At 58.9% G+C, this 22,149-nt stretch carries 22 protein-coding genes; 4 read left to right on the top strand and 18 right to left on the bottom strand.

The window, feature by feature from the left end; translation table 11 throughout:
* Position 1: 1 nt before the first annotated feature.
* Positions 2–1,333, top strand: a complete 1,332-nt coding sequence (locus ACNYC6_RS17820) for a sigma-54-dependent transcriptional regulator (RefSeq protein WP_419708508.1) — start codon at positions 2–4, stop codon at positions 1,331–1,333.
* Positions 1,334–1,437: 104 nt separating this feature from the next.
* Here ACNYC6_RS17820 and thiO read toward each other — a convergent pair whose 3' ends face one another.
* The 7 genes from thiO to ACNYC6_RS17785 are packed head-to-tail and all read right to left on the bottom strand — an operon-like array spanning position 1,438 to position 8,201.
* Positions 1,438–2,538, bottom strand: coding sequence for a glycine oxidase ThiO (gene thiO, locus ACNYC6_RS17815; protein ID WP_419708507.1), 1,101 nt, complete (start codon positions 2,536–2,538; stop codon positions 1,438–1,440).
* Between the two features lie 56 nt (positions 2,539–2,594).
* Entirely contained in the window at positions 2,595–2,996 is a 402-nt protein-coding gene (locus ACNYC6_RS17810; protein ID WP_416129013.1) for a type IV pilin protein, read from the bottom strand.
* 14 nt (positions 2,997–3,010) lie between these two features.
* Positions 3,011–6,094, bottom strand: a complete 3,084-nt coding sequence (locus ACNYC6_RS17805; protein WP_419708506.1) for a pilus assembly protein — start codon at positions 6,092–6,094, stop codon at positions 3,011–3,013.
* Entirely contained in the window at positions 6,081–6,560 is a 480-nt protein-coding gene (locus ACNYC6_RS17800; protein WP_419708505.1) for a pilus assembly PilX family protein, read from the bottom strand. The genes ACNYC6_RS17805 and ACNYC6_RS17800 overlap by 14 nt, the downstream gene beginning before the upstream one ends.
* Before the next feature lie 11 nt (positions 6,561–6,571).
* Positions 6,572–7,285, bottom strand: a complete 714-nt coding sequence (locus ACNYC6_RS17795; protein ID WP_419708504.1) for a PilW family protein — start codon at positions 7,283–7,285, stop codon at positions 6,572–6,574.
* The gene (gene pilV / locus ACNYC6_RS17790; protein ID WP_419708503.1) at positions 7,282–7,731 is read right to left on the bottom strand and encodes a type IV pilus modification protein PilV; all 450 of its coding nucleotides are present in this window, start codon (positions 7,729–7,731) and stop codon (positions 7,282–7,284) included. Before pilV ends, ACNYC6_RS17795 begins: the two co-directional genes overlap by 4 nt.
* Positions 7,728–8,201: a GspH/FimT family pseudopilin gene (locus ACNYC6_RS17785; protein WP_419708502.1), complete on the bottom strand. Its 474-nt coding sequence runs from the start codon at positions 8,199–8,201 to the stop codon at positions 7,728–7,730. Before ACNYC6_RS17785 ends, pilV begins: the two co-directional genes overlap by 4 nt.
* A gap of 128 nt (positions 8,202–8,329) precedes the next feature.
* Here ACNYC6_RS17785 and ACNYC6_RS17780 point away from each other — a divergent pair, with 128 nt between their 5' ends.
* Positions 8,330–8,887: a GspH/FimT family pseudopilin gene (locus ACNYC6_RS17780; protein ID WP_419708501.1), complete on the top strand. Its 558-nt coding sequence runs from the start codon at positions 8,330–8,332 to the stop codon at positions 8,885–8,887.
* On the opposite strand, the gene ispH is transcribed toward ACNYC6_RS17780, so the two are convergent.
* The 6 genes from ispH to murJ all read right to left on the bottom strand — a co-directional run bounded on the left by ispH (position 8,856) and on the right by murJ (position 16,334).
* Positions 8,856–9,803, bottom strand: a complete 948-nt coding sequence (gene ispH / locus ACNYC6_RS17775; protein ID WP_419708500.1) for a 4-hydroxy-3-methylbut-2-enyl diphosphate reductase — start codon at positions 9,801–9,803, stop codon at positions 8,856–8,858. The genes ACNYC6_RS17780 and ispH overlap by 32 nt on opposite strands.
* 130 nt (positions 9,804–9,933) lie before the next feature.
* The gene (gene fkpB / locus ACNYC6_RS17770) at positions 9,934–10,371 is read right to left on the bottom strand and encodes an FKBP-type peptidyl-prolyl cis-trans isomerase (RefSeq protein ID WP_172668667.1); all 438 of its coding nucleotides are present in this window, start codon (positions 10,369–10,371) and stop codon (positions 9,934–9,936) included.
* Positions 10,372–10,378: 7 nt separating this feature from the next.
* Entirely contained in the window at positions 10,379–10,891 is a 513-nt protein-coding gene (lspA, locus tag ACNYC6_RS17765; protein ID WP_150734744.1) for a signal peptidase II, read from the bottom strand.
* Entirely contained in the window at positions 10,884–13,715 is a 2,832-nt protein-coding gene (gene ileS, locus ACNYC6_RS17760; RefSeq protein WP_419708499.1) for an isoleucine--tRNA ligase, read from the bottom strand. Before ileS ends, lspA begins: the two co-directional genes overlap by 8 nt.
* The gene (gene ribF, locus ACNYC6_RS17755) at positions 13,716–14,666 is read right to left on the bottom strand and encodes a bifunctional riboflavin kinase/FAD synthetase (protein WP_419708498.1); all 951 of its coding nucleotides are present in this window, start codon (positions 14,664–14,666) and stop codon (positions 13,716–13,718) included.
* A gap of 129 nt (positions 14,667–14,795) precedes the next feature.
* On the bottom strand, positions 14,796–16,334 hold the full coding sequence (gene murJ, locus ACNYC6_RS17750) for a murein biosynthesis integral membrane protein MurJ (RefSeq protein WP_419708497.1): 1,539 nt from the start codon (positions 16,332–16,334) through the stop codon (positions 14,796–14,798).
* Between the two features lie 252 nt (positions 16,335–16,586).
* Between murJ and rpsT the strand changes: the two genes are divergently transcribed.
* Positions 16,587–16,865: a 30S ribosomal protein S20 gene (rpsT, locus tag ACNYC6_RS17745; RefSeq protein WP_007970922.1), complete on the top strand. Its 279-nt coding sequence runs from the start codon at positions 16,587–16,589 to the stop codon at positions 16,863–16,865.
* Positions 16,866–17,046: 181 nt separating this feature from the next.
* Here the strand turns inward: rpsT and ACNYC6_RS17740 are convergent, their stop codons facing one another.
* The 5 genes from ACNYC6_RS17740 to rplU form a co-directional block, all read right to left on the bottom strand.
* Positions 17,047–17,511: a CreA family protein gene (locus ACNYC6_RS17740; protein ID WP_008022496.1), complete on the bottom strand. Its 465-nt coding sequence runs from the start codon at positions 17,509–17,511 to the stop codon at positions 17,047–17,049.
* Positions 17,512–17,523: 12 nt separating this feature from the next.
* Positions 17,524–18,642: a glutamate 5-kinase gene (gene proB / locus ACNYC6_RS17735; RefSeq protein WP_419712976.1), complete on the bottom strand. Its 1,119-nt coding sequence runs from the start codon at positions 18,640–18,642 to the stop codon at positions 17,524–17,526.
* Between the two features lie 137 nt (positions 18,643–18,779).
* The gene (gene cgtA / locus ACNYC6_RS17730; RefSeq protein ID WP_419708496.1) at positions 18,780–20,003 is read right to left on the bottom strand and encodes an Obg family GTPase CgtA; all 1,224 of its coding nucleotides are present in this window, start codon (positions 20,001–20,003) and stop codon (positions 18,780–18,782) included.
* Positions 20,004–20,200: 197 nt separating this feature from the next.
* Complete coding sequence (gene rpmA / locus ACNYC6_RS17725; protein WP_003205738.1) at positions 20,201–20,458, bottom strand: 50S ribosomal protein L27; 258 nt, start codon at positions 20,456–20,458, stop codon at positions 20,201–20,203.
* Positions 20,459–20,493: 35 nt separating this feature from the next.
* Positions 20,494–20,808 carry a 50S ribosomal protein L21 gene (gene rplU / locus ACNYC6_RS17720; protein ID WP_003176051.1) on the bottom strand — a complete coding sequence of 105 codons (315 nt, stop codon included), beginning with the start codon at positions 20,806–20,808 and terminating at the stop codon, positions 20,494–20,496.
* Positions 20,809–21,048: 240 nt separating this feature from the next.
* Between rplU and ACNYC6_RS17715 the strand changes: the two genes are divergently transcribed.
* Positions 21,049–22,017 (top strand): polyprenyl synthetase family protein, encoded by a 969-nt coding sequence (locus ACNYC6_RS17715; RefSeq protein WP_150701501.1) that lies wholly within the window; start codon positions 21,049–21,051, stop codon positions 22,015–22,017.
* Positions 22,018–22,149: the final 132 nt, after the last annotated feature.

Below are 22,149 nucleotides of genomic sequence, written 5' to 3'. Positions count from 1 at the left end.
CATGAGCCCACGGCAAAAAGTCCTGATCGTCGACGACGAACCGGACATCCGCGAACTCCTGGAAATCACCCTGGGACGGATGAAACTCGATACCTACAGTGCGCGCAACGCCGGCGAGGCCCTGGCCCTGCTCAAGCGCGAAACGTTCGATCTGTGCCTGACCGACATGCGCCTGCCGGATGGCACCGGCCTTGATCTGGTGCAACACATCCAGCAACGTCACCCGCACGTTCCGGTGGCGATGATCACCGCTTACGGCAATGTCGACACGGCAATCAACGCCCTCAAGGCTGGCGCGTTCGACTTCCTGAGCAAACCGGTGGACCTCACCCGCCTGCGGGAACTGGTCACCAGCGCCCTGCTCCTGCCCGTCCCTGGCGTGGCCATTGACCGGCGCTTGCTCGGCGATTCATTGCCCATGCGCAATTTGCGCAAACACATCGACAAACTGGCGCGCAGCCAGGCGCCGGTGTACATCAGCGGTGAATCCGGTAGCGGCAAGGAATTGGTGGCGCGGCTGATCCATGATCGCGGTCCCCGCGCCAATCAACCCTTTGTTCCGGTCAACTGCGGGGCGATTCCGTCGGAACTGATGGAAAGCGAGTTTTTCGGCCATCGCAAAGGCAGCTTCAGCGGCGCCATCGAAGACAAACCCGGTCTGTTCCAGGCCGCCCATGGCGGCACGCTGTTCCTCGACGAAGTGGCTGACTTGCCGCTGCCGATGCAGGTCAAATTGTTACGGGCCATTCAGGAGAAAGCTGTACGCAGCGTCGGCGGGCAACAGGAAGAGTTGGTCGACGTGCGTATTCTTTGCGCGACCCACAAAGATCTTGGCGCCGAAGTCGCTGCCGAACGCTTTCGCCAGGATTTGTACTATCGTCTGAACGTGATCGAGCTGCGGGTTCCGCCCTTGCGTGAACGTCGCGATGACATCGAACCGCTGGCTGGCCATGTGCTTAAGCGCCTGGCTATCGACACCGGCCAGCCGGAAGCAAAACTCCACCCGCAAGCACTCGATGCGCTGAAAAGTTACCGTTTCCCCGGAAACGTCCGGGAACTGGAGAACATGCTCGAACGCGCTCACACGCTTTGCGAAAACAAACAGATTGAAGCGGGCGACCTGCGACTGGCCGAGGGCAACTGTCATCCGGAAGGAGGCGTACCGGATCTGACGCAGATCGACAATCTGGAAGCGTACCTGGAAAACGTCGAACGCCAGCTTCTTCTGCAAGCACTGGAAGAAACCCGCTGGAACCGCACGGCGGCGGCTCAGCGGTTGAATCTTTCATTCAGGTCTATGCGTTATCGGCTGAAGAAATTCGGGTTGGATTGAGGGCCTCATCGCTAGCAGGCTAGCGCCCACATGGGTTCTGAGGTGTTCACAAATGTTGTGCTCACCGGAGTTCCCTGTGGGAGATAGCCTGCTAGCGATATCGGTCAGATGCGCCCCGTCGGCGCATACGGCGCCGGATCAATGATCGGCGTCCTGCCCAACATCACATCGGCAAACAACTGACACGACGCCGGCGCCAGCACCAGGCCATTGCGGAAATGTCCGCAGTTCAGCCACAACCCGTCAAACCCTGGCACCCGGCCAATGTAGGGAATGCCTTCCGGCGAGCCCGGCCGCAAACCGGCCCAATGCCCGACCACTTCGGCATCTGCCAACGCCGGGATCAACTCCACCGCCGAGGCCTTGAGGCTTTCAAGAGCCGACTCGGTAGTCGTCTTGTCGTAGCCCTCATACTCCAGCGTACTGCCAATCAGAATGTGCCCGTCTCGCCGGGGAATCGCATAGCGCCCCTTCGCCAAGACCATGCTCGGCAGGAAATCCGCCGCGCATTTGTAGAGAATCATCTGCCCTTTCACCGGTTCGACCGGCAATTGCAGGCCCAGGCTTTTGAGCAGATCGCCGCTCCAAGCGCCAGCCGTCAGCACCACTTGATCGCCATGGATCGCACCTGTGGAGGTCTGCACACCGACAACTTTTTCGCCTTCGCGAATAAATCCGCTGACTTCACACTGCTCATGAATCGTCACGTTCGGCAGCGCTTGCAATGCAGCCTTGAGCGACTTCACCAAGCGCGGATTGCGTACGTTGGCCACATCAGCCATGTAAATCGCCCGTGAAAAGCTGCCGCCCAGCACCGGTACGGCATCGTGAGCCGCCGAGATATCCACAGCCCGCAATGGCCGGTTCTCACGTGCGGCCCAAGCCAATGCTTCGGCTTCGTCGTCCAGATCCAGCCAATACAGGCCGGTGGTGTGCACTTCGGGATCGACCCCGGTAGCGGCGAACAGGCGCTCGCCCAGTTGTGGATAAAAATCCTGGGACCAATGGGCCAATGCGGTGACTGCCGGGTTATAGCGCCACGGGTAGAGCGGCGAAACGATGCCACCTCCCGCCCAGGATGACTCCTGACCGAGGTGAGAACGGTCCAGCAGCACGACGCTCTGTACTTCGGACGCGAGATTGAATGCCGTCAGAAGACCGATTACTCCACCGCCGACAATCACCACTTGCTGTTGCCTGGTCATATTCTGATCCAACCGATAAATAGACAGAGGACGCAAAAGGCGCCCGAAAAGAAAACTCAGCGACCCCAGCAATCCTTGGTCGTCAGACCGGCCGTGGCGTTGACCATGCTGCGCACGCCAGTATTGGTAATCGTGAAATCACCGCACTTGTCCGTCGCCATGGATGTACCAGCCTTGCGCACCGCCGTCAGTAAAAAAGTCTGATCGGTCAGTGTCGAAGTGATGGTGTAGTAGTCGTTGCCGGCGCTCAGGCCGGCAGCACCGGTGTAGACATTCTTTTGCGAATAGAAGCGCTCGAGAATCTGTGCCTGCTCGGAGAGCAGACCGGCCACTTCGGTACGACGACCCTTCTTCAGGTATTCGGTAAAGCTCGGGGCAGCGATGGTCATGACAATCCCGATGATCGCAATCACAATCATGATTTCGATCAGGGTAAAACCGCGGTTGGATCTGTGCATGCCTCAACTCTCACTTACTGTATTTGTCGCCACATGATGCGACGGCTGCCGCCGCCGGATTTTTCCACCAGCGTGGTGATGCCGCCACTGGAATCGTTCACGACCTTGCGCGTCGCGCCATTGACGACGGCATTCAGGGTCGGGATGCCGCCGGTGAAGATCACGCCGCTGGACACCGTGTCGGTGCTGTCGACCACGCCGTCGCCATTGGTGTCGAGCACTGCGTAGTTGAGCATCTTACCGCTGAACGCATCGAGTTCGACCAGTTTGCCTGTGCCAAAACTTGCACAAGGGTCTGTGGTGTCCACGCTGGCCGTGGTGAAGATGATCCGCCCGAGTACCAGGCTGGCCTGATTGATCACCCGTTCGCCGGTCAGCGCGTTGTTGTACACCAACGGCAAGTACCAACCCTTTTCCGCCGGATAGGTCACCTCGTTCTGACTGGTGGTGATGAATTGGCCAGTGCTCCCCGAGAACACACCGGTCACAGCCTGAGCCTGCAAACTCGATGTGGTGATCTGCCCGGAACCACCGTCCGCGTCCCACACCGCGTAGAACGCCTGCAAATCCTTGTTGGTCTTGTCCGCCGTTTCGTTGAATTTCCCGGTGCCGAAAAATACCACTTTGCCGCCCAGGGAGTTGTCCGCCAGCAAGGGCTGCGCGGTGATCGGCTGGGCCGCGCCACCCGCCGCGGTAAACAACGGCTTGCCGGAAAATGCCACGCCCCAAGCATCCGTGGTGGTGCCGCTCAGATCAAACTTCCACAGCCGGCCCTTCAAGTCGCCACCATACGCGGCCTGCACCACGTTCTGCGAGTTGACCTTGAGCTTTACCGAGGACAAACCGTTGGTGGTTTCAGTGCTGTCGACGACGATCTTCTTGATCAGCGAACCATCGCGAATATCCACCACATACAACGCCGCCACGCCGGAATTGCTGCCGTAGCCGTTGGAAATGAACGCGGCCCATCGACCGTCGGACAAGCGTGCCACTTCCGGACGCGCGTAGGCATAACCCAGATCATTGAAAGCGTTTGCCGTGCTGGCGGTGGTCGGCGCACTGATTTCCCACAACGCCCTGGTCACGTTACCGGCCGAAGCGTCGAACAGTTGCAACGCATAGAAGGTTCGCCCGCCCGCCCCGGTTCCGCCCAACGCAAGGGTTTTCCAGGCGCTATTGAGCTGGGCATCGAATACACCCACCTGCCCGTCCACCAGAAATTTGTGGCTGACGCCGTTGATGTATGCGGTATCGGCGATGTAGCGCAAGGTTGGCAGGACACTGGACGGCATGTAGGCATAGCGCCGTGTGCCATTACCGGCATCGATGACGTTCACGAAACCGTCGTTGGCGTTGACCACCAGGCTGGCGCTCATGTTGGTCGACTTGGTCGCAAGATAAGTGCTGTAGGTGGTGTCACCGGAAAGATCAGAGGCGGTCTGATCCGTCGCTGAAGCCAAAGCCAACGGCGAGTTGATGATGTCCCCCAGCAACACGCTGCGGACCTTCAGCCCAGTTTTATTGACGCCCTTGCTCCACTCCACCAGATCGCTGCCGGTGATTCCTGTTGGCAGCCCCTGATTGAGGGTGGTTTGCTGGGCTGTGGAAAAGTTGGCGTAGGCCAGGGTCACCGCCGTGTTGGTTTGGCTGTTCCAGGACTGATAGTTCGGCGCTGTCGTTGCGGGCACGATGGCTGTGTCGGTGGTCCACAGCACTGCACTGGTATTGACCGCGCCGCTCGCAGTGAAGCCATAGGACTTGATCGTGCCGCGCCAGTCCTTGGGGTCGTAGCTGGTCTGGAAGTAACGGGTGCCGCTGGCAAGAGTTGTTCCGCTGGTGGTGCCGCTGCCGCCGGAACCGGCCTTGGAGGTGATGTCACTCAGAGCCGAAGACAATGCGGCGCTCAACCCGGCGCTGTCGGTGGCTTGGTAGTACTTGCCCTGGGCGTAACTGGCGGCGTCCGACAGCATCTGGTTCGCCGCGGTAAAACCCACGGTGTAGGTGTTCATGTTCTGCTTCGGAAAATCGGCGGCGTTCCAGCTTTTACCCGCCAGGTCGGTGCCGGTTGAGCGCATGTCGATGTCGAAGGCGAATTTGGCGATGTCATCGAGATACAGGGTGTCCCCCTCCCCATCGCCGATGAGGTTATCGCCGTCGTTGGCGCTGTTGCCGTCCCAGTTCGGCAAGCGAGAGCCACCGAGAGGGTCGTTGGTGGGGAAGGTTCGATCATAGGTAGGCAGACCGTCGGTGATCACCACACCGTAGTTTTTCTGGCAGCGATACTGGATCGGACTGGTGTAGGTGGCGGGCGTCGAGTTGTAGTACGGCGCCATACCGCGCATGTATCGCGTCACTTCGTAGTAGGTTTCCGCCAATGGCGTGTTGGCGACAGCGCTCAGGCCATTGATCGAAGAAATCAGCGCGTTGTAGTTGGCGTCCACCGACAGATCAGTGACTGCCCGGGCAATGTAGCCACCGTTGCCCGGATTATTACTGGTGGGCGGATTGAAGGTCGAAAGACCGATACGCAATGAGCGATTGCTGGTGACCAGACTCTTGGAAACGTCCTGCGCCACACTGATCCGGTAATCGTCGGGAATGGCATTGACGCCCGTGGTGAAATCCCGGCTCGAACCGTTGGCCAGACCCAATAGGTATGCCAGATAGTTAGCCGTGTAACGCGTGCTTTCGTTGCCAACCGGGTCGGGCAGTTTCAGGCAAACGGGCGTCAGCCCGAGAAAACCGCGATAGAAACCGTACCAATTACCATTGGTCGAGCAGCCGCCCCGGTTCAGACTCGACAGGGAAATGTTGCTATCGCTCATGTCCAGATTCTGCCCGCTGAAACATGAGGTATTGGAACTGCACATCGCAATCTGCGCGCGGTTGACCGTCGGATCGAAACCCGGCGCCCAGATGATGTTATTCATGCTTCCCGAATCGTCGATCATCAACATCACATTCGGTGCGACTGCAGCTGCACTCAATAAGGGCGAGTCCGAAGGCGTAAAGGCATAGGCCGGCGCTCCCAGATACAGCGCCAAAACAGCACCAAAAAAAATCTTCCAAAGCCGCGTGCGCATTTCAGTACTTCGCATAAATACTCTCCACCACACTGCGCGAGTTACCCGCGATTCCCACTGCGGTCACCCGGTACAACGTGGCCGAGGTGTTACTCGGTACGTTCACGGCTGTCAGTGTGGTGCCAATGTTTTGCACGCCATAAAAACCGGCGCCGGAAGCGATCCAGGTCACTCCAGAAGTGGAATTGAACCCGGCGGCCTTGATGGTCGAAGACTCCGTCGGCGGCGCGCACTGGCTGGTGCCGTTGCACACCGCCAATGAATAGCTGTCGAGTTGCACCGCACTTTCACCGACGCGCAATACCGCTTCGGCACCTTGGAACGACTGATTGCGCAAGCTCACACTGCCGGCCATTTTTTCCTGCAGGGTAGCGTTCTGCATCGATGAAAGGCCAATCAGCGTCAGCAGCAACAGGAACACCAGGCTGACCAGCAACGCCATGCCACGCTGGCCATGAACAGTGACAGGAGAACGTTTCATTGGCCCTCCCCTCATGGCAGGCGGTTGCGCAGAGCGGCAACCACGTTGAAGGTTTGATTGCTCACCCGGTTGTTTGGATCGGTAAGGGTCAGGCTCAAACGCACACTGCGTATGCGTGCCGGGTCAGGCGGGTTGCTGCTGTAGCTGGAGGCGGCCGAATCGGCGGCTGAGCTGGCAAGGCCGAAGCTCACATTGAAGGCACTGACGTTATCCACCAGCACTTGCTGGGCCGGTGTGCCTCTGCCGATACCCATCGTCAACTGGCCGTTCTTCAGGCTGTAAATCAAGCGCCGGATCGGGAACGCCAGTTGTCCCGATGCAGGCGTGCGCGAGTCGGAGTAAGCCGTCGCACTGTTCCGGCAATCCGAAATCACTGTCCACGTCGGCGTGCCACCGCTGCTTCCCACATCCGCGGTCACCAGTGTCAGCTTGAGGTTGGCGTTATCCCAACTGATCGGCGTGACTTGAGCTGCATTGAAATCGCCCGCCGTACCGGCATCAGTGATCGTCCCCAGACAACCGAACATGCCAACCATGCGGATCTCCTGAATCATCTTGCTCAGCACGAATCGCGCGTCTTCTTGCATGATCGCCGCGGCGTTCTGGCTGACGTAAGTGTTTTTCGCGGCAATAAAAACCTGCACCACGCCCAGTACCACGATCAGGCTCAAAGCCAGGGCGATCAGCAGCTCGATCAGGCCGAACCCTCTATGCAAGCGGTTCATGGCGTCGATACCGGATCGACGTTCGCGCGACTGGTAAGAACGAAGCTGCGACGGGAATTGGCGCTGTTGGCGGCCCGGGAGTCATCCCAGGTAACGGTGATGGTGTACACCCGTTGATTGAGTGCGATGCTACCGGTGGCGGTGGGGCCACCGAAATTGACGATATTGCTGGTGAAGTCGTAGAGGTCCTGGTCCCGGGCGATGCTCAGATTGCCGGAAGTCGGTGGCGTCACGGTGTAGTCGGCGGCTGAATTGGCGCGAATGCGGTCCATCATGTCGTAGGCAATGAAACTGGCCTGACTGGTCATGCGCGCACTGTCGGTGTACTTCAGCGCATTGAGTTGAAACGCCGCCGCACCCAACAATCCTATGCTCAGAATCAACAACGCCACCAACACTTCGATCAACGTCATGCCATCCTGTGCATGCTTGCTCCATGGCCTCATCCGCAACTTCCACCCAATAGAATTCGTCCGTTCAGACACACATTCAGCGTCCTGCTTTGCGTGCCCAGCACATAATTGATCGCCACCGCTGTGGACGGTGACGACAGCCCGCCCAGATTATTGAAATCGATGGCGGTGATTCCTGAGGTTAGCGTCAGAGTCGCACCGTTGCTCATCGCTGGAACAACCCGCAATACATTGGCTGGTGTGCCAGTACTGTCATAGACCGCCAATTCCCCGGTCCAGACGCTGCCGCCCGCCGTAGGCCGAAGCCGGGTCGTCACACCCCGATCAATGGCCTCGAGACGGGCGAAATTCAAACTACGTTGCAGGTCGCCGATTTCGGTGTCGGCCTTTGTCGTTTGCGCCGAACGGGTAAACGCCGGAACGGCCAGAGTGATCAGCACCAGAAAGATCCCGAGCGCGATCAGCAACTCGACCAGCGTGAAACCTTTTGAACGATGTTCCATCGGTGCCCTCCGTTGCCGTCGGCTATACCTGCTTACACGCTAGAAGATTCGACCGCCAAGACTTGGTTGAATTGCCATTACCCGTGCACGGACCGCACGGCCCGCATCACTCCAGGGAGGGAAACGACATGGATCAGCGAGGCTTCAGCCTGATCGAACTGCTTATGGGACTGACGATTGTCGGGATTGTTCTGCATTTGGTCAGTCCGGCATTCGCAGCGGTCACAGAATCGAACCATCGCGAGCAAGCGGCGCAGTCGCTTTACAGTGGCATCCGCATGGCCAGGACTGAGGCAATCGCCCGTCATCAGAACGTGATGATCCATGCCATCAATGGCGACTGGGGCCAGGGTTGGCGGGTCATTCTGGATATCAGCGGCAAGGGGCAGTACGACGCCAGCAACCCGCTGCTGTTTGAACGCCAGAGCGGTACTCGGCTGCCGATTGTCGGCAATGGGCCGGTGAGCACATTCGTGCGCTTCAGCGATCTGGGTGAACCACAGTTCGCCAGGGGAGAGTTTCAGGCAGGGACATTACATATTTGCGCCGTTCGCGAACCGGTGAGCCAATACCAGGTGGTGCTGGCCCCGACCGGACGCGTCAGCCTGCGCAGCGCAAAGGCTGAGCAGGCATTGTGCGCAGAAGGGAAAAAACTTAAAGCAGGGAACGCACGCGCAGTTCTTTAGGCATGGAGAAGGTGATGTTCTCCTCGCGACCGGCCAATTCATCGGCACCGGTAGCGCCCCAGGCCTGCAACTGCTGGATCACCCCACGCACCAAAACTTCCGGTGCAGAAGCGCCAGCGGTAATGCCAATGCGCTCGACACCGTCGAACCAGCTCTTTTGCAGGTCTTCGGCACCGTCGATCAGGTACGCCGGAGTGGCCATGCGCTCGGCGAGTTCACGCAGGCGATTGGAGTTGGAGCTGTTCGGGCTGCCGACCACCAACACCACATCGCATTCGTCGGCCAACTGCTTGACCGCGTCCTGACGGTTTTGCGTGGCGTAGCAGATGTCGTCCTTGCGTGGACCGCCGATGGCAGGGAAACGCGTACGAAGGGCGTCGATGACACGACTGGTATCATCCATGGACAACGTGGTCTGGGTCACGAACGCCAGTTTTTCGGGGTTGTGCACTTGCAGTTCAGCGACGTCTTTCTCGTCTTCGACGAGGTAGATCGCACCGCCATTGCTGGCATCGTACTGGCCCATGGTGCCTTCGACTTCCGGATGACCGGCGTGGCCGATAAGGATGCATTCACGACCGTCGCGGCTGTAGCGTGCGACTTCGATGTGCACCTTGGTCACCAGCGGGCAAGTGGCATCGAACACTTTCAGGCCACGGCCGGCGGCTTCGGTGCGCACAGCCTGGGAAACACCGTGGGCGCTGAAGATCACGATCACGTCGTCCGGCACTTGATCCAGTTCCTCGACGAAGATCGCGCCACGATTGCGCAGGTCTTCGACGACGAATTTGTTGTGCACCACTTCATGGCGCACATAGATCGGCGGCCCGAAAACTTCAAGAGCGCGGTTGACGATTTCGATCGCCCGGTCCACACCGGCGCAGAAGCCACGGGGATTGGCGAGTTTGATTTGCATGCTGTGCCTCGTGTCTTGCCCTGTAAGAGCGAGCTGGCTCGCGAAAAACTAAAGGACACCGCGTTAATCCAGAAAAAACGCGTATTCGTTAACGATCATCGCGAGCAAGCTCGCTCCTACAGTAAAGCGATTACAGCGCTTTGACGGAGATGATTTCCACGTCAAAGGTCAGCGTCTTGCCTGCCAGCGGATGGTTGAAGTCGATGGTCACTTGCGCGTCATCGAACTCTTTCACCACGCCCGGCAATTCAGTATTGGCCGCATCGTTGAAGATCACCAGCAAACCCGGCGACAGGTCCATGTCCTGGAACTGCGAACGCGGGATGATCTGCACGTTTTGCGGGTTAGGCTGGCCAAAAGCGTTTTCCGGCTCGATGCTCAGAGTACGCTTGTCGCCGGCCTTGAAACCGAACAGCGCTGCTTCGAAACCTGGCAACAGGTTGCCATCACCGACCTTGAAGGTCGCCGGGGCTTTGTCGAAAGTGCTATCCACTGTGTCGCCGTTCTCCAGGCGCAATGCGAAATGCAAGGTGACTTCCGTGTTCTGGCCGATGCGTTGCTCAGCCAATACCTGTTCAGTCATGAACGGCTTCTCCGGTCTTTTTACTTTTGAACATATCCAGCGCCAGCATCACAGCACCAACAGTGATAGCACTGTCAGCAAAGTTGAACGCCGGGAAATACCAGCGGTTCTGCCAATGCACCAAAATGAAATCGATCACATGGCCCAGGGCAATGCGGTCATACAGGTTGCCCAGCGCGCCGCCGAGCACCAATGCCAGCGCTACGGCCAGCCAGGTTTCGTTGCGACCCAGGCGTTTGAGCCAGACCACCAGCACCGCACTGACCACAATGGCGATCAAGGCAAACAACCAGCGCTGCCAGCCAGAGCTGTCAGCCAGGAAGCTGAATGCAGCGCCAGTGTTGTAGGCCAGCGTCCAGCTGAAGTAATCGGGGATGATCACAATTTGCTGGTACATCTCGAGCTTGCCTTCGAAGTAGAACTTGCTGGCCTGGTCGATGACCAGGACCAGCAAACTCAACCAAAGCCAGCTCAGTCGCCCAAAGCGACCAACGGCATTAGGCATAGTGACGAACCTCGCCAGTGCCGCTGATGTTGTCGACGCAACGACCGCAGATTTCCGGATGCTCCGGGTTCACGCCGACGTCTTCACGGCAGTGCCAGCAACGGGCGCACTTGGCGAAGGCCGACTTGACGATCTTCAGCTTCAGGCCGCTGACTTCGGTAACCACGGCATCAGCCGGAGCCTGTACGAACGGTGCAACGCTGGCGGTCGACGTGATCAACACGAAGCGCAGTTCGTTGCTCAGCTTCGCCAGGTCAGCGGTCAGCGCGTCTTCAGCGAACAGCGTTACTTCAGCTTGCAGGTTGCCACCGACGGCCTTGGCCGCGCGCTGGATTTCCATCTCTTTGTTGACCGCAACCTTCACTTCCATGATGCGTTCCCAGTAGGCGCGACCCAGTTCGAAGCCTTCCGGCAGTTCGGTCAGGCCTTCGTACCAGGTGTTGAGCATGACGGACTCGTTGCGCTCGCCCGGCAGGTACTGCCACAGTTCGTCGGCGGTGAAGGCCAGGATCGGTGCGATCCAGCGCACCAGCGCTTCGGAGATGTGGAACAGCGCGGTCTGGCACGAACGACGGGCCTTGCTGTCGGCGCCGGTGGTGTACTGGCGATCCTTGATGATGTCCAGGTAGAAACCGCCCAACTCCTGCACGCAGAAGTTGTGGATCTTCGAGTAGACGTTCCAGAAGCGGTATTCGCCGTAGTGCTCTTGCAACTCACGCTGCAACAGCAGGGTACGGTCCACAGCCCAACGGTCCAGCGCCAGCATTTCTTCGGCCGGCAGCAGGTCAGTGGCCGGGTTGAAGCCGGTCAGGTTCGAGAGCAGGAAACGCGCGGTGTTACGGATACGCCGGTAGGCGTCCGCACTGCGTTGCAGGATCTGCTCGGAAACCGCTATTTCGCCCGAATAGTCGGTCGAAGCGACCCACAGACGCATGATGTCGGCGCCCAGGGTGTCGTTGACTTTCTGTGGCGCGATCACGTTGCCCAAGGACTTGGACATCTTGCGGCCGGACTCGTCGACGGTGAAGCCGTGGGTCAGCAGCTCGCGGTACGGCGCGTGATTGTCGATGGCGCAACCGGTCAGCAACGACGAGTGGAACCAGCCACGATGTTGGTCCGAACCTTCCAGGTACAGGTCGGCGCGTGGACCGGTTTCGTGGCCCATCGGGTGCGAACCGCGCAGGACGTGCCAGTGCGTGGTGCCCGAATCGAACCAGACGTCGAGGGTGTCGCTGATCTTGTCGTACTCCGGCGCTTCATCGCCCAGCAGTTCGGCGGCGTCCAGCTTGAACCAGGCTTCGATTCCTTCGACTTCGACGCGCTTGGCCACTTCTTCCATCAGCTCGACGGTGCGTGGGTGCAGTTCGCCACTTTCCTTGTTCAGGAAGAACGGGATCGGCACGCCCCAGTTGCGCTGACGGGAAATGCACCAGTCCGGACGGTTGGCGATCATCGAATGCAGGCGCGCCTGACCCCAGGCCGGGACGAACTGGGTGTCTTCGATGGCTTTGAGCGAGCGCACACGCAGTGTGTCGCCGCTGGTTGGCTCTTTGTCCATGCCGATGAACCACTGCGCGGTGGCGCGGTAGATCAGCGGGGTCTTGTGGCGCCAGCAGTGCATGTAGCTGTGTTCGATGACGGTGGTGTGCATCAACGCACCCACTTCGGTCAGCTTGTCGACGATGGCCGGGTTGGCCTTCCAGATGAACTGGCCGCCGAAGAACTCCAGCGACGGCACGTACACGCCGTTGCTTTGTACCGGATTGAGGATGTCGTCGTTGACCATGCCGTACTTCTTGCAGGTCACGAAGTCGTCCACGCCGTAGGCCGGAGCGGAGTGAACCACACCGGTGCCAGCGCCCAGTTCAACGTAGTCGGCCAGGTAAACCGGCGACAGACGGTCGTAGAACGGGTGACGGAAGTTGATCAGCTCCAGCTCTTTACCGGTAGTGGTCGCGATGAGCGAACCTTCCAGGTTGTAACGAGCCAGACAGGCATCGACCAGTTCTTCAGCCAAAACCAGCAGCTTGTCGCCGACATCGACCAGTGCGTAGTTGAATTCCGGGTGAACGTTCAGCGCCTGGTTGGCCGGGATGGTCCACGGGGTAGTGGTCCAGATCACGATCGAGGCAGGCTTGGCCAGCGACGGCAGACCGAAGGCAGCAGCCAGTTTGGCTTCATCGGCAATCGGGAACGCCACGTCGATGGTCGAGGACTTCTTGTTCTCGTACTCGACTTCCGCTTCAGCCAGGGCCGAACCGCAGTCAAAGCACCAGTTCACAGGTTTCAGGCCCTTGAACACAAAGCCGCCCTTGACGATTTCGGCCAAGGCGCGGATTTCACCGGCCTCGTTCTTGAAATCCATGGTCTTGTACGGGTTGGCGAAGTCGCCCAGCACACCCAGACGGATGAACTCGGACTTCTGGCCTTCGATCTGCTCGGTGGCGTAGGCCCGGCACAGTTCGCGGGTCTTGTCGGCGCCCAGGTTCTTGCCGTGGGTCACTTCGACTTTGTGCTCGATCGGCAGACCGTGGCAGTCCCAGCCCGGAACATAAGGCGCGTCGAAGCCCGACAGGGTCTTCGAACGGATGATCATGTCCTTGAGAATCTTGTTCAGTGCGTGACCGATGTGGATCGTGCCGTTGGCATACGGAGGGCCGTCATGCAGAACGAACTTCGGACGATCCTTGCCAATCTCGCGCAACTTTCCGTACAGGCCAATACTGTCCCAGCGCTGCAGAATCTGCGGTTCGCGCTGTGGCAGGCCGGCCTTCATTGGGAAGGCGGTGTCCGGAAGGTTTAGCGTGGCTTTATAGTCGGTCATTTAAGGCTCTTCATTAGCGATTGGCGCTAGGTGCGACAGGGCACGGGCGGCGGCGACATCCGCATTGATCGCCGTCTTAAGCGCCTCCAGAGAGGCGAAACGCTGCTCTTCACGCAGCTTTTGGTGGAAAACCACCGTCATACGCCGGTCATACAGATCGCCGGCAAAATCTAAAAGATGGACTTCGAGGTGGGCTTTGCCATCCCCTTGGACCGTAGGCCGCACGCCAATATTGGCGACGCCCGGCCAGGTCTTGCCGTCGAGGTCGACGCTGACCAGATAAACACCTGTCAGCGGCACGCGACGGCGCTTGAGTTGAATGTTGGCAGTGGGCGTACCCAACTGACGCGCCAGTTTCTGGCCGTGCAGCACGCGACCGGCAATCCGGTACGGACGGCCGAGCAAACGTTCGGCAAGGACAAAATCAGCCGCCGCCAAGGCATTACGCACCTGGGTGCTGCTGACGCGAATGCCATCGAGCTCGACAGTCTGCGCCGCTTCGACAGTAAAACCCTGCATCACGCCGGCCTGTTGCAGGAAATCGAAATCCCCTACCCGGTCACAGCCGAAGCGGAAGTCGTCACCGACCTCAAGGTGCTGCACACCCAGGCCGTCCACGAGGATGGTATCGACGAATTCACTGGCGCTGAGTTTGCTCAGACGCTGGTTGAACGCCAGGCACAGGACCCGATCGACCCCTTCGGCGGCCAATAGCTGCAGCTTATCCCGCAGGCGCGCCAAGCGGGCCGGCGCCGTGTCCGGAGCGAAAAATTCCCGTGGCTGCGGTTCGAAAATCACCACGCAGCTGGGCACGCCCAACTCCAGCGCACGCTCACGCAGCCGCGCCAGGATAGCCTGGTGGCCACGGTGTACACCGTCAAAGTTGCCAATAGTGGCGACACAGCCCCGATGCTGGGGGCGCAGATTGTGGAGGCCTCGAACCAGCTGCATAACGCGCTTCTTGCTCATAAAGTGGTCGATTATAACCACACCCGGCGGCCGACGACAGGCAACACCGTAACCCAAAGTGATCGAGCCGACAAAAATGCCGGCTCGCCCGTAATTATGGAGGTTTTATCCTCAGCCCAACGCTTTGCGATTGAAGTCGCGCAGGCGAAAGCCCAACAACATTAACATGCCGAAATACGCCACCACACCGGCAACCACCAAGGCACCCAGGCGCAGGAAACGCTCAAGCATCTGCCCCTCGCCCCAGGCCGGCATGAAATGCATCCCGGCCAGCAACACGGCGGACATCACCGTCACCGCAATCACCAGCTTGAAGCCGAACTTCGCCCAACCCGGTTGCGGCTGGTACATCTGCTGCTTGCGCAGCTGATAGAAGAGCAGGCCCGCATTGAGGCAGGCACCGGCACTGATGGCGAGCGCGAGCCCGGCGTGGGCCAGCGGACCGATCAGCAACAGGTTGAATAACTGAGTGACGACCAGGGTGAATATTGCGATTTTTACCGGTGTGCGGATGTTTTGTTGCGCATAAAAACCAGGCGCCAACACTTTAATCACGATAATCCCGAGCAGACCAACCGAATAGGCGATCAGGGCACGCTGGGTCATCGCCGCATCATGGGCATCGAACTGACCGTACTGAAACAGCGAAACCGTCAGCGGCTCGGCGAGAATCCCCAGCGCCAGGGAGCATGGCAGTACCAACACGAAGCAAAGGCGCAGGCCCCAATCGAGGATGCGCGAGTACTCCTGGCGATCCTTGCTGGCGTAAGTCTTGGCCAGGGTCGGCAGCAGAATCGTGCCCAACGCCACGCCCAACACGCCGGACGGCAGCTCCATCAAGCGGTCGGCGTAGTACATCCAGGACACGGAACCGGCCACCAGGAACGAAGCGAAAATGGTGTTGATGATCAACGAGATCTGACTCACCGACACCCCGAGAATCGCCGGCAGCATCTGTTTCATTACCCGCCAGACGCCGGTGTCGCGCAAATTGAGGCGCGGCAGCACCAGCATGCCGATCTTTTTCAGGTGCGGCAGTTGGTAAAGCAACTGTGCCAGACCACCTACCAATACAGCCCAGCCGAGCGCCATTACCGGCGGATCGAAGTACGGCGTCAGGAACAGCGCAAAGATGATCATGCTGACGTTGAGCAGGGTCGGCACGAACGCCGGCACCGAAAAACGGTTCCAGGTATTGAGGATCGCCCCCGCCAGCGACGACAGGGAAATCAGCAATATGTAAGGAAAGGTCACCCGCAATAAATCGGTCGTGAGCTCGAATTTTTCCGGGGTATCGGTGAAGCCCGGCGCTGTCACCCAGATCACCCACGGCGCAGCAAGCATGCCCAGCGCCGTGACCAGTGCGAGCACCAGCGTCAACAAACCCGAGACGTAGGCAATGAACGTGCGCGTCGCTTCTTCGCCCTGCTGGCTTTTGTATTCCGCAAGAATCGGCACGAAGGCTTGGGAAAAAGCCCCCTCAGCGAAGATCCGGCGCAGCAGATTGGGTAATTTAAAGGCGATAAAGAAGGCGTCGGTCGCCATTCCCGCGCCAAATGTCCGCGCAATGAGGGTGTCACGAACAAACCCCAGAACCCGGGAAAGCATCGTGATAGAGCTGACGGCGGCCAACGATTTAAGCAGATTCATTGAAAGAGTTTGTGCCTGTCGATAAACAGCAGGCGAACAATGCGCCTACTTGTGCGATACTCCGCGCCGCAACAGCACAGAGCCAAAGCTCGCGAGTTTACAGGTCACACGCCGGAAAGAAATATCCCGTCGCACCACGCCTACCACTTAGCGGAACGTTTCAAGCGCCCTTGACAAGACTTCAACTCATCGGCATGATTCGCGGCCTATTTTGTTTGCTATTTCCTAAAAAGTCTTTCGAGGAGCTCGACGGTGGCCAACTCACCTTCCGCCAAAAAACGTGCAAAACAGGCTGAGAAGCGTCGCAGCCACAACGCCAGCCTGCGTTCCATGGTCCGTACCTACATCAAAAACGTAGTTAAGGCCATCGACGCAAAAGACGCTGCTAAAGCACAAGCTGCTTACGTTCTGGCTGTGCCAGTTATCGACCGTATGGCCGATAAAGGCATCATCCACAAGAACAAGGCTGCTCGCCATAAGAGCCGCCTGAATGGCCACGTAAAGGCCCTGAACGTTGCCGCTGCTGCCTAAGCGACTCGTTCATTAAAAAACCGACCTCAGGGTCGGTTTTTTATTGCCTGCGATTTGATGAGCACATAAAAAACCGTGGGAGCGAGCTTGCTCGCGATGACGGATTAACATTCAGCACTTGTGCTGGCTGGATATCCGCTATCGCGAGCAAGCTCGCTCCCACAGTTTTATTTGCGTGAAATTACTGAGCGTGCGCCCACGGCAAAATCGGAATCGCCGTCACCGCATTCTGCGGGCTGCCCTCGATCAAGCGATCGCTATACACCAGGTACACCAGCGTATTGCGCTTCTTGTCGAGAAAGCGCACCACCTGCATGGTCTTGAATACCAGCGATGTGCGCTCCTTGAACACCTCGTCGCCATCCTTGAGCTCGCCCTTGAAGCTGATCGGCCCGACCTGGCGGCAAGCGATGGACGCTTCGGCACGATCTTCGGCCAAACCAAGGCCGCCCTTCACGCCACCAGTCTTGGCGCGCGACAGATAGCAGGTCACGCCATCGACCTTGGGATCATCAAAGGCCTCGACCACGATCCGGTCATTCGGCCCGACGAACTTGAACACCGTCGAGACCTGACCGATCTCTTCGGCCGAGGCCAGCAGCGGCATCGCCAACAGCAATCCCAACAATCCTTTTGCCACGCGCATTCAGGTATTCCTTCAGACCAGGATCAGGTTATCGCGGTGAACCAGCTCCGGTTCCGCCATGTAACCCAACAGACCGACAATCGCCTCGGACGACTGACCGATGATTTTTTGCGCTTCCAGCGCACTGTAGTTAGCCAGGCCACGGGCAATCTCACGACCGTCCGGCGCCACGCAGACCACCATCTCGCCGCGACGGAAGCTGCCCTGCACCAATTTCACCCCGACCGGCAGCAAGCTCTTGTTACCCTGGGACAACGCAGTCACCGCGCCCGCATCCAGCACCAGGGTGCCACGGGTTTGCAGATGACCGGCCAGCCATTGCTTGCGCGCCGCCAGCATGCCGCGCTCTGGCGACAGCAAGGTGCCGATGCGCTCGCCAGCCTTGAGGCGATCCAGCACACGCTCGAGCCGCCCACCAACGATGATGGTGTGAGCACCGGAACGGGCCGCCAGACGCGCCGCACGCAGCTTGGTCTGCATGCCACCACGCCCCAGCGCGCCACCCGTACTGCCAGCCACTGCGTCTAGCGCCGGATCATCGGCACGCGCCTCGTAGATCAACTGGGCATCGGGATTGTTGCGCGGATCGGCGTCGAACATGCCATCACGATCCGTCAGGATCACCAGCAAGTCCGCCTCGACCAGGTTGGCCACCAGCGCCGCAAGGGTGTCGTTGTCGCCGAAACGGATTTCGTCGGTGACCACGGTGTCGTTCTCGTTGATCACCGGAATGACCTTCAGCTCGACCAATGCACGCAAGGTGCTGCGGGCGTTCAGGTAACGCTTGCGGTCGGACAGGTCGTCGTGAGTCAGGAGAATTTGCGCGGTATGCCGGCCATGCTCGGCAAAACTCGACTCCCAGGCCTGCACCAACCCCATCTGGCCGATTGCAGCGGCAGCCTGGAGCTCGTGCATCGCACTGGGTCGCGAGGTCCAGCCCAGACGGCTCATGCCGGCCGCCACCGCCCCGGAGGACACCAGCACCAGCTCGACGCCCGCCTCATGCAGCGCCACCATCTGCTCTACCCAGACACCCATTGCCGCGCGATCCAGGCCCTTGCCGTCCGCCGTCAGCAAAGCGCTGCCGATCTTCACGACCCAACGCTGCGCACCTGTCACCTTGCTCCGCATCATCTTCAACCTTAGCTTGAGGACAGCGCGACCTGGCACTGCCCATGACGTTATTCGTGGTTATTCGTGATCAACGATCGATTTCCAGATACTAAAACGCCGCTCGATTGAGCGGCGCTTAAGTTTATCGCAACGAATCAATCACGCACGTAAATGATTTCCGGACCGTCTTCGTCATCCACATCTTCTTCGTCCCAATCGTCGTCGCCAATGTCATGGACCGACTTCACGCCGCTGCGACGCAGGGCACGCTGATCATCCAGCGCCTGCAACTGGGCACGAGCTTCGTCTTCGATGCGCTGATCGAGATCAGCCAGCTCTTCCTTGTACGCAGGGTCGTTAGCCAGACGATCGGCACGATCCTCCAGATAACGCATGATGTCGTGGCACAGACGCTCGGTGTTCTGCTTGGAAATCGCCGAGATCACGTAGACCGGACCAGTCCATTCCAGGCGATCAACGATCTCTTTGACGCGAGCATCGTGCTCTTCGTCGAGGATCTGGTCGCACTTGTTCAGGATCAACCAGCGATCACGCTCAGCCAGGGACGGACTGAACTTGGTCAGCTCGCTGACGATGACTTCGGCAGCGTCCGGAGCACTGGTGTCATCCAGCGGCGCCATGTCGACGAGGTGCAGCAACAGACGGGTACGCGACAAGTGCTTGAGGAAGCGAATCCCCAGGCCCGCGCCGTCGGAAGCACCTTCGATCAAGCCCGGAATGTCCGCGACCACGAAGCTCTTCCAGCGATCGACACTGACCACACCCAGGTTTGGCACCAAGGTAGTGAACGGGTAGTCGGCGACTTTCGGCTTGGCGGCTGAAACCGAACGGATAAAGGTACTTTTACCGGCGTTCGGCAAGCCCAGCAGACCGACGTCCGCCAGCACTTTCATTTCCAGCTTGAGGTCACGCTGCTCGCCAGGCTTGCCCGGCGTGGTCTGGCGTGGCGCACGGTTGGTGCTGGATTTGAAACGAGTGTTGCCCAGACCGTGCCAGCCGCCATGAGCGACCAGCAACTTCTGGCCAGCCTTGGTCAGGTCGCCGATCACTTCCTGAGTCGCGGAATCGATCACCGTGGTGCCGACCGGAACGCGCAGCACCAACTCCTCACCCTTCTTGCCGGTGCAGTCGGTGCTGCCGCCGTTGGAACCACGCTCGGCATCGAAGTGCCGGGTGTAACGATAATCCACCAGGGTGTTGAGGTTTTCGTCGGCGATCATGTAGACCGAGCCGCCATCACCACCATCACCACCGTTCGGACCACCGTTTTCGATGAATTTTTCGCGACGGAAACTCATGCAACCGTTACCGCCGTCGCCTGCCTTTACTCGAATCGATACTTCATCAACAAACTTCATAACACAACGCCTCTCGCCATACGGACGAGCCGATAAACACTAAGACATAAGACTCTTGCAAAAATGAGCGCAGCGACCTCAATCAACGACCGCACAATCCAGCGCGCCGACAGCCCATACAAACAGTTTTGCAAGAGACTCACCCCACAAACGAAAAAGCCCCGTCGCGAGACAGGGCTTTTCCAGCGATCGCGCAATTAAGCGGCGATTACGCTCACGTAACGACGACCGAAGGCGCCTTTTACTTCGAACTTGATCACGCCTTCGACTTTAGCGAAGAGGGTGTGATCTTTACCCATACCAACGCCGTAGCCAGCGTGGAATTGGGTACCGCGCTGACGCACGATGATGTTGCCCGCTTTGATAGCCTGGCCGCCATACATCTTCACGCCAAGGCGTTTGGCTTCTGAGTCGCGACCGTTACGGGTACTACCACCAGCTTTTTTGTGTGCCATGAGTTCAATTCTCCTAGTGAGGAATTAGGCTGAAATTAAGCCTGAATACCGGTGATTTTGATCTCGGTGTACCACTGGCGGTGGCCCATACGCTTCATGTGGTGCTTACGGCGACGGAACTTGATGATGCGGACTTTATCGTGACGACCTTGGGAGATCACTTCAGCCACAACGGTAGCGCCAGCAACAACTGGAGCGCCGATATTCACGTCGTCGCCATTGGCAACCAACAGAACGCGATCAAAGGTAACGGATTCGCCGGTAGCGATTTCCAGTTTTTCGATCTTCAGGTATTCACCTGGGGCGACTTTGTACTGCTTGCCGCCAGTAACGATTACTGCATAAGACATGGTATTTCTCCGATAATCCTGCTCACCCAGCTCTTTATAAGAAGAGGTATTGGCTGGCATGGCTGCATGGGGCTGGAAGGCCCGCTTGCAATTGCGTAAGGCAGGTGCTGCCCAGGAAGTTCAGGGTGCGCGATTGTACGCAAGGCACGAGCGCCTTGCAAGGGGCCGTCCATCGCGCCTTGACAGGCCCGGACGTGGGTCCTAGCATGCCGCGCAACCCTTCTGGAGCGACTGTCGCTGATGCAACCCCAAGCTTTCTACCGCGCGGTCGCGGACGATTTTAGCGCCGTCGACGGCATCATCAAGAAGCAGCTGACTTCCCGAGTGCCGCTGGTATCTAAAATCGGCGACTACATTACCTCGGCCGGCGGCAAACGCCTGCGTCCTTTATTGGTGCTGCTGTCCGGCAAAGCACTGGGACGTGAAGGCGATGACCTGCGGCTATTGGCCGCAACCATTGAATTCCTGCACACCGCGACCCTGTTGCATGACGACGTAGTCGACATGTCCGGCATGCGCCGTGGCCGCTCGACCGCCAACGCCATGTGGGGCAATGCGCCGAGCGTGCTGGTGGGCGACTTCCTGTATTCGCGCTCCTTCGAAATGATGGTCGAACTGGGCTCCATGCCGGTGATGAAGATCCTTTCGCAAGCGACGCGCATCATCGCCGAAGGCGAAGTGTTGCAGCTGTCGAAGGTCCGTGACGCCAGCACCACTGAAGAAACCTACATGGAAGTCATCCGCGGCAAGACCGCGATGCTCTTCGAAGCCTCGACCCACAGCGCCGCGGCACTGGCCGGTGCAACGCCTGAACAGAGCGAAGCACTGCGCATGTTCGGCGATCACCTGGGCGTGGCATTCCAACTGGTCGACGACCTGCTGGACTACAAAGGCGACGCGGAAACCCTGGGCAAGAACGTCGGTGACGATCTGGCCGAAGGCAAGCCGACCCTGCCGCTGATCTACACCATGCGCGAAGGTACGCCGGAACAGGCAGCGCTGGTACGCAAGGCAATCCAGAAAGGTGGCATCGAAGACCTGGAAAGCATCCGCGAAGCCGTGGAAGCCTCGGGCTCGCTGGAATACACCGCGCAACTGGCCCGCGATTATGTGGCCCGTGCGATCAAATGCCTCGACGCGCTGCCACCGAGCGAGTATCGCGATGCACTGGTTGAGCTGAGCGAATTTTCGGTCGCGCGCACCCACTGATCGTTAAAGCAAGATCAAAAGATCGCAGCCTTCGGCAGCACCTGCACCCACCCTGCAGACACTGCCGAAGGCTGCGATCTTTTGCTTTCATCTCCCTGCATTTGGAAAACCCTATACAATGTGCGCTTTTTA

The sequence above is a fragment of the Pseudomonas sp. NFX224 genome (assembly GCF_048565165.1).
Classification (GTDB): Bacteria; Pseudomonadota; Gammaproteobacteria; order Pseudomonadales; family Pseudomonadaceae; genus Aquipseudomonas.
This window is presented reverse-complemented; position numbering and strand designations above follow the sequence as displayed.

Bases quoted from the DNA above. Each gene is read 5' to 3' on its own strand.
- ACNYC6_RS17820 (WP_419708508.1), top strand. From the start codon at position 2: ATGAGCCCACGGCAAAAAGTCCTGATCGTCGACGACGAACCGGACATC.
- thiO (WP_419708507.1), bottom strand. From the start codon at position 2,538: ATGACCAGGCAACAGCAAGTGGTGATTGTCGGCGGTGGAGTAATCGGT.
- ACNYC6_RS17810 (WP_416129013.1), bottom strand. From the start codon at position 2,996: ATGCACAGATCCAACCGCGGTTTTACCCTGATCGAAATCATGATTGTG.
- ACNYC6_RS17805 (WP_419708506.1), bottom strand. From the start codon at position 6,094: ATGCGAAGTACTGAAATGCGCACGCGGCTTTGGAAGATTTTTTTTGGT.
- ACNYC6_RS17800 (WP_419708505.1), bottom strand. From the start codon at position 6,560: ATGAAACGTTCTCCTGTCACTGTTCATGGCCAGCGTGGCATGGCGTTG.
- ACNYC6_RS17795 (WP_419708504.1), bottom strand. From the start codon at position 7,285: ATGAACCGCTTGCATAGAGGGTTCGGCCTGATCGAGCTGCTGATCGCC.
- pilV (WP_419708503.1), bottom strand. From the start codon at position 7,731: ATGAGGCCATGGAGCAAGCATGCACAGGATGGCATGACGTTGATCGAA.
- ACNYC6_RS17785 (WP_419708502.1), bottom strand. From the start codon at position 8,201: ATGGAACATCGTTCAAAAGGTTTCACGCTGGTCGAGTTGCTGATCGCG.
- ACNYC6_RS17780 (WP_419708501.1), top strand. From the start codon at position 8,330: ATGGATCAGCGAGGCTTCAGCCTGATCGAACTGCTTATGGGACTGACG.
- ispH (WP_419708500.1), bottom strand. From the start codon at position 9,803: ATGCAAATCAAACTCGCCAATCCCCGTGGCTTCTGCGCCGGTGTGGAC.
- lspA (WP_150734744.1), bottom strand. From the start codon at position 10,891: ATGCCTAATGCCGTTGGTCGCTTTGGGCGACTGAGCTGGCTTTGGTTG.
- ileS (WP_419708499.1), bottom strand. From the start codon at position 13,715: ATGACCGACTATAAAGCCACGCTAAACCTTCCGGACACCGCCTTCCCA.
- ribF (WP_419708498.1), bottom strand. From the start codon at position 14,666: ATGCAGCTGGTTCGAGGCCTCCACAATCTGCGCCCCCAGCATCGGGGC.
- murJ (WP_419708497.1), bottom strand. From the start codon at position 16,334: ATGAATCTGCTTAAATCGTTGGCCGCCGTCAGCTCTATCACGATGCTT.
- ACNYC6_RS17740 (WP_008022496.1), bottom strand. From the start codon at position 17,511: ATGCGCGTGGCAAAAGGATTGTTGGGATTGCTGTTGGCGATGCCGCTG.
- proB (WP_419712976.1), bottom strand. From the start codon at position 18,642: ATGCGGAGCAAGGTGACAGGTGCGCAGCGTTGGGTCGTGAAGATCGGC.
- cgtA (WP_419708496.1), bottom strand. From the start codon at position 20,003: ATGAAGTTTGTTGATGAAGTATCGATTCGAGTAAAGGCAGGCGACGGC.
- rpmA (WP_003205738.1), bottom strand. From the start codon at position 20,458: ATGGCACACAAAAAAGCTGGTGGTAGTACCCGTAACGGTCGCGACTCA.
- rplU (WP_003176051.1), bottom strand. From the start codon at position 20,808: ATGTCTTATGCAGTAATCGTTACTGGCGGCAAGCAGTACAAAGTCGCC.
- ACNYC6_RS17715 (WP_150701501.1), top strand. From the start codon at position 21,049: ATGCAACCCCAAGCTTTCTACCGCGCGGTCGCGGACGATTTTAGCGCC.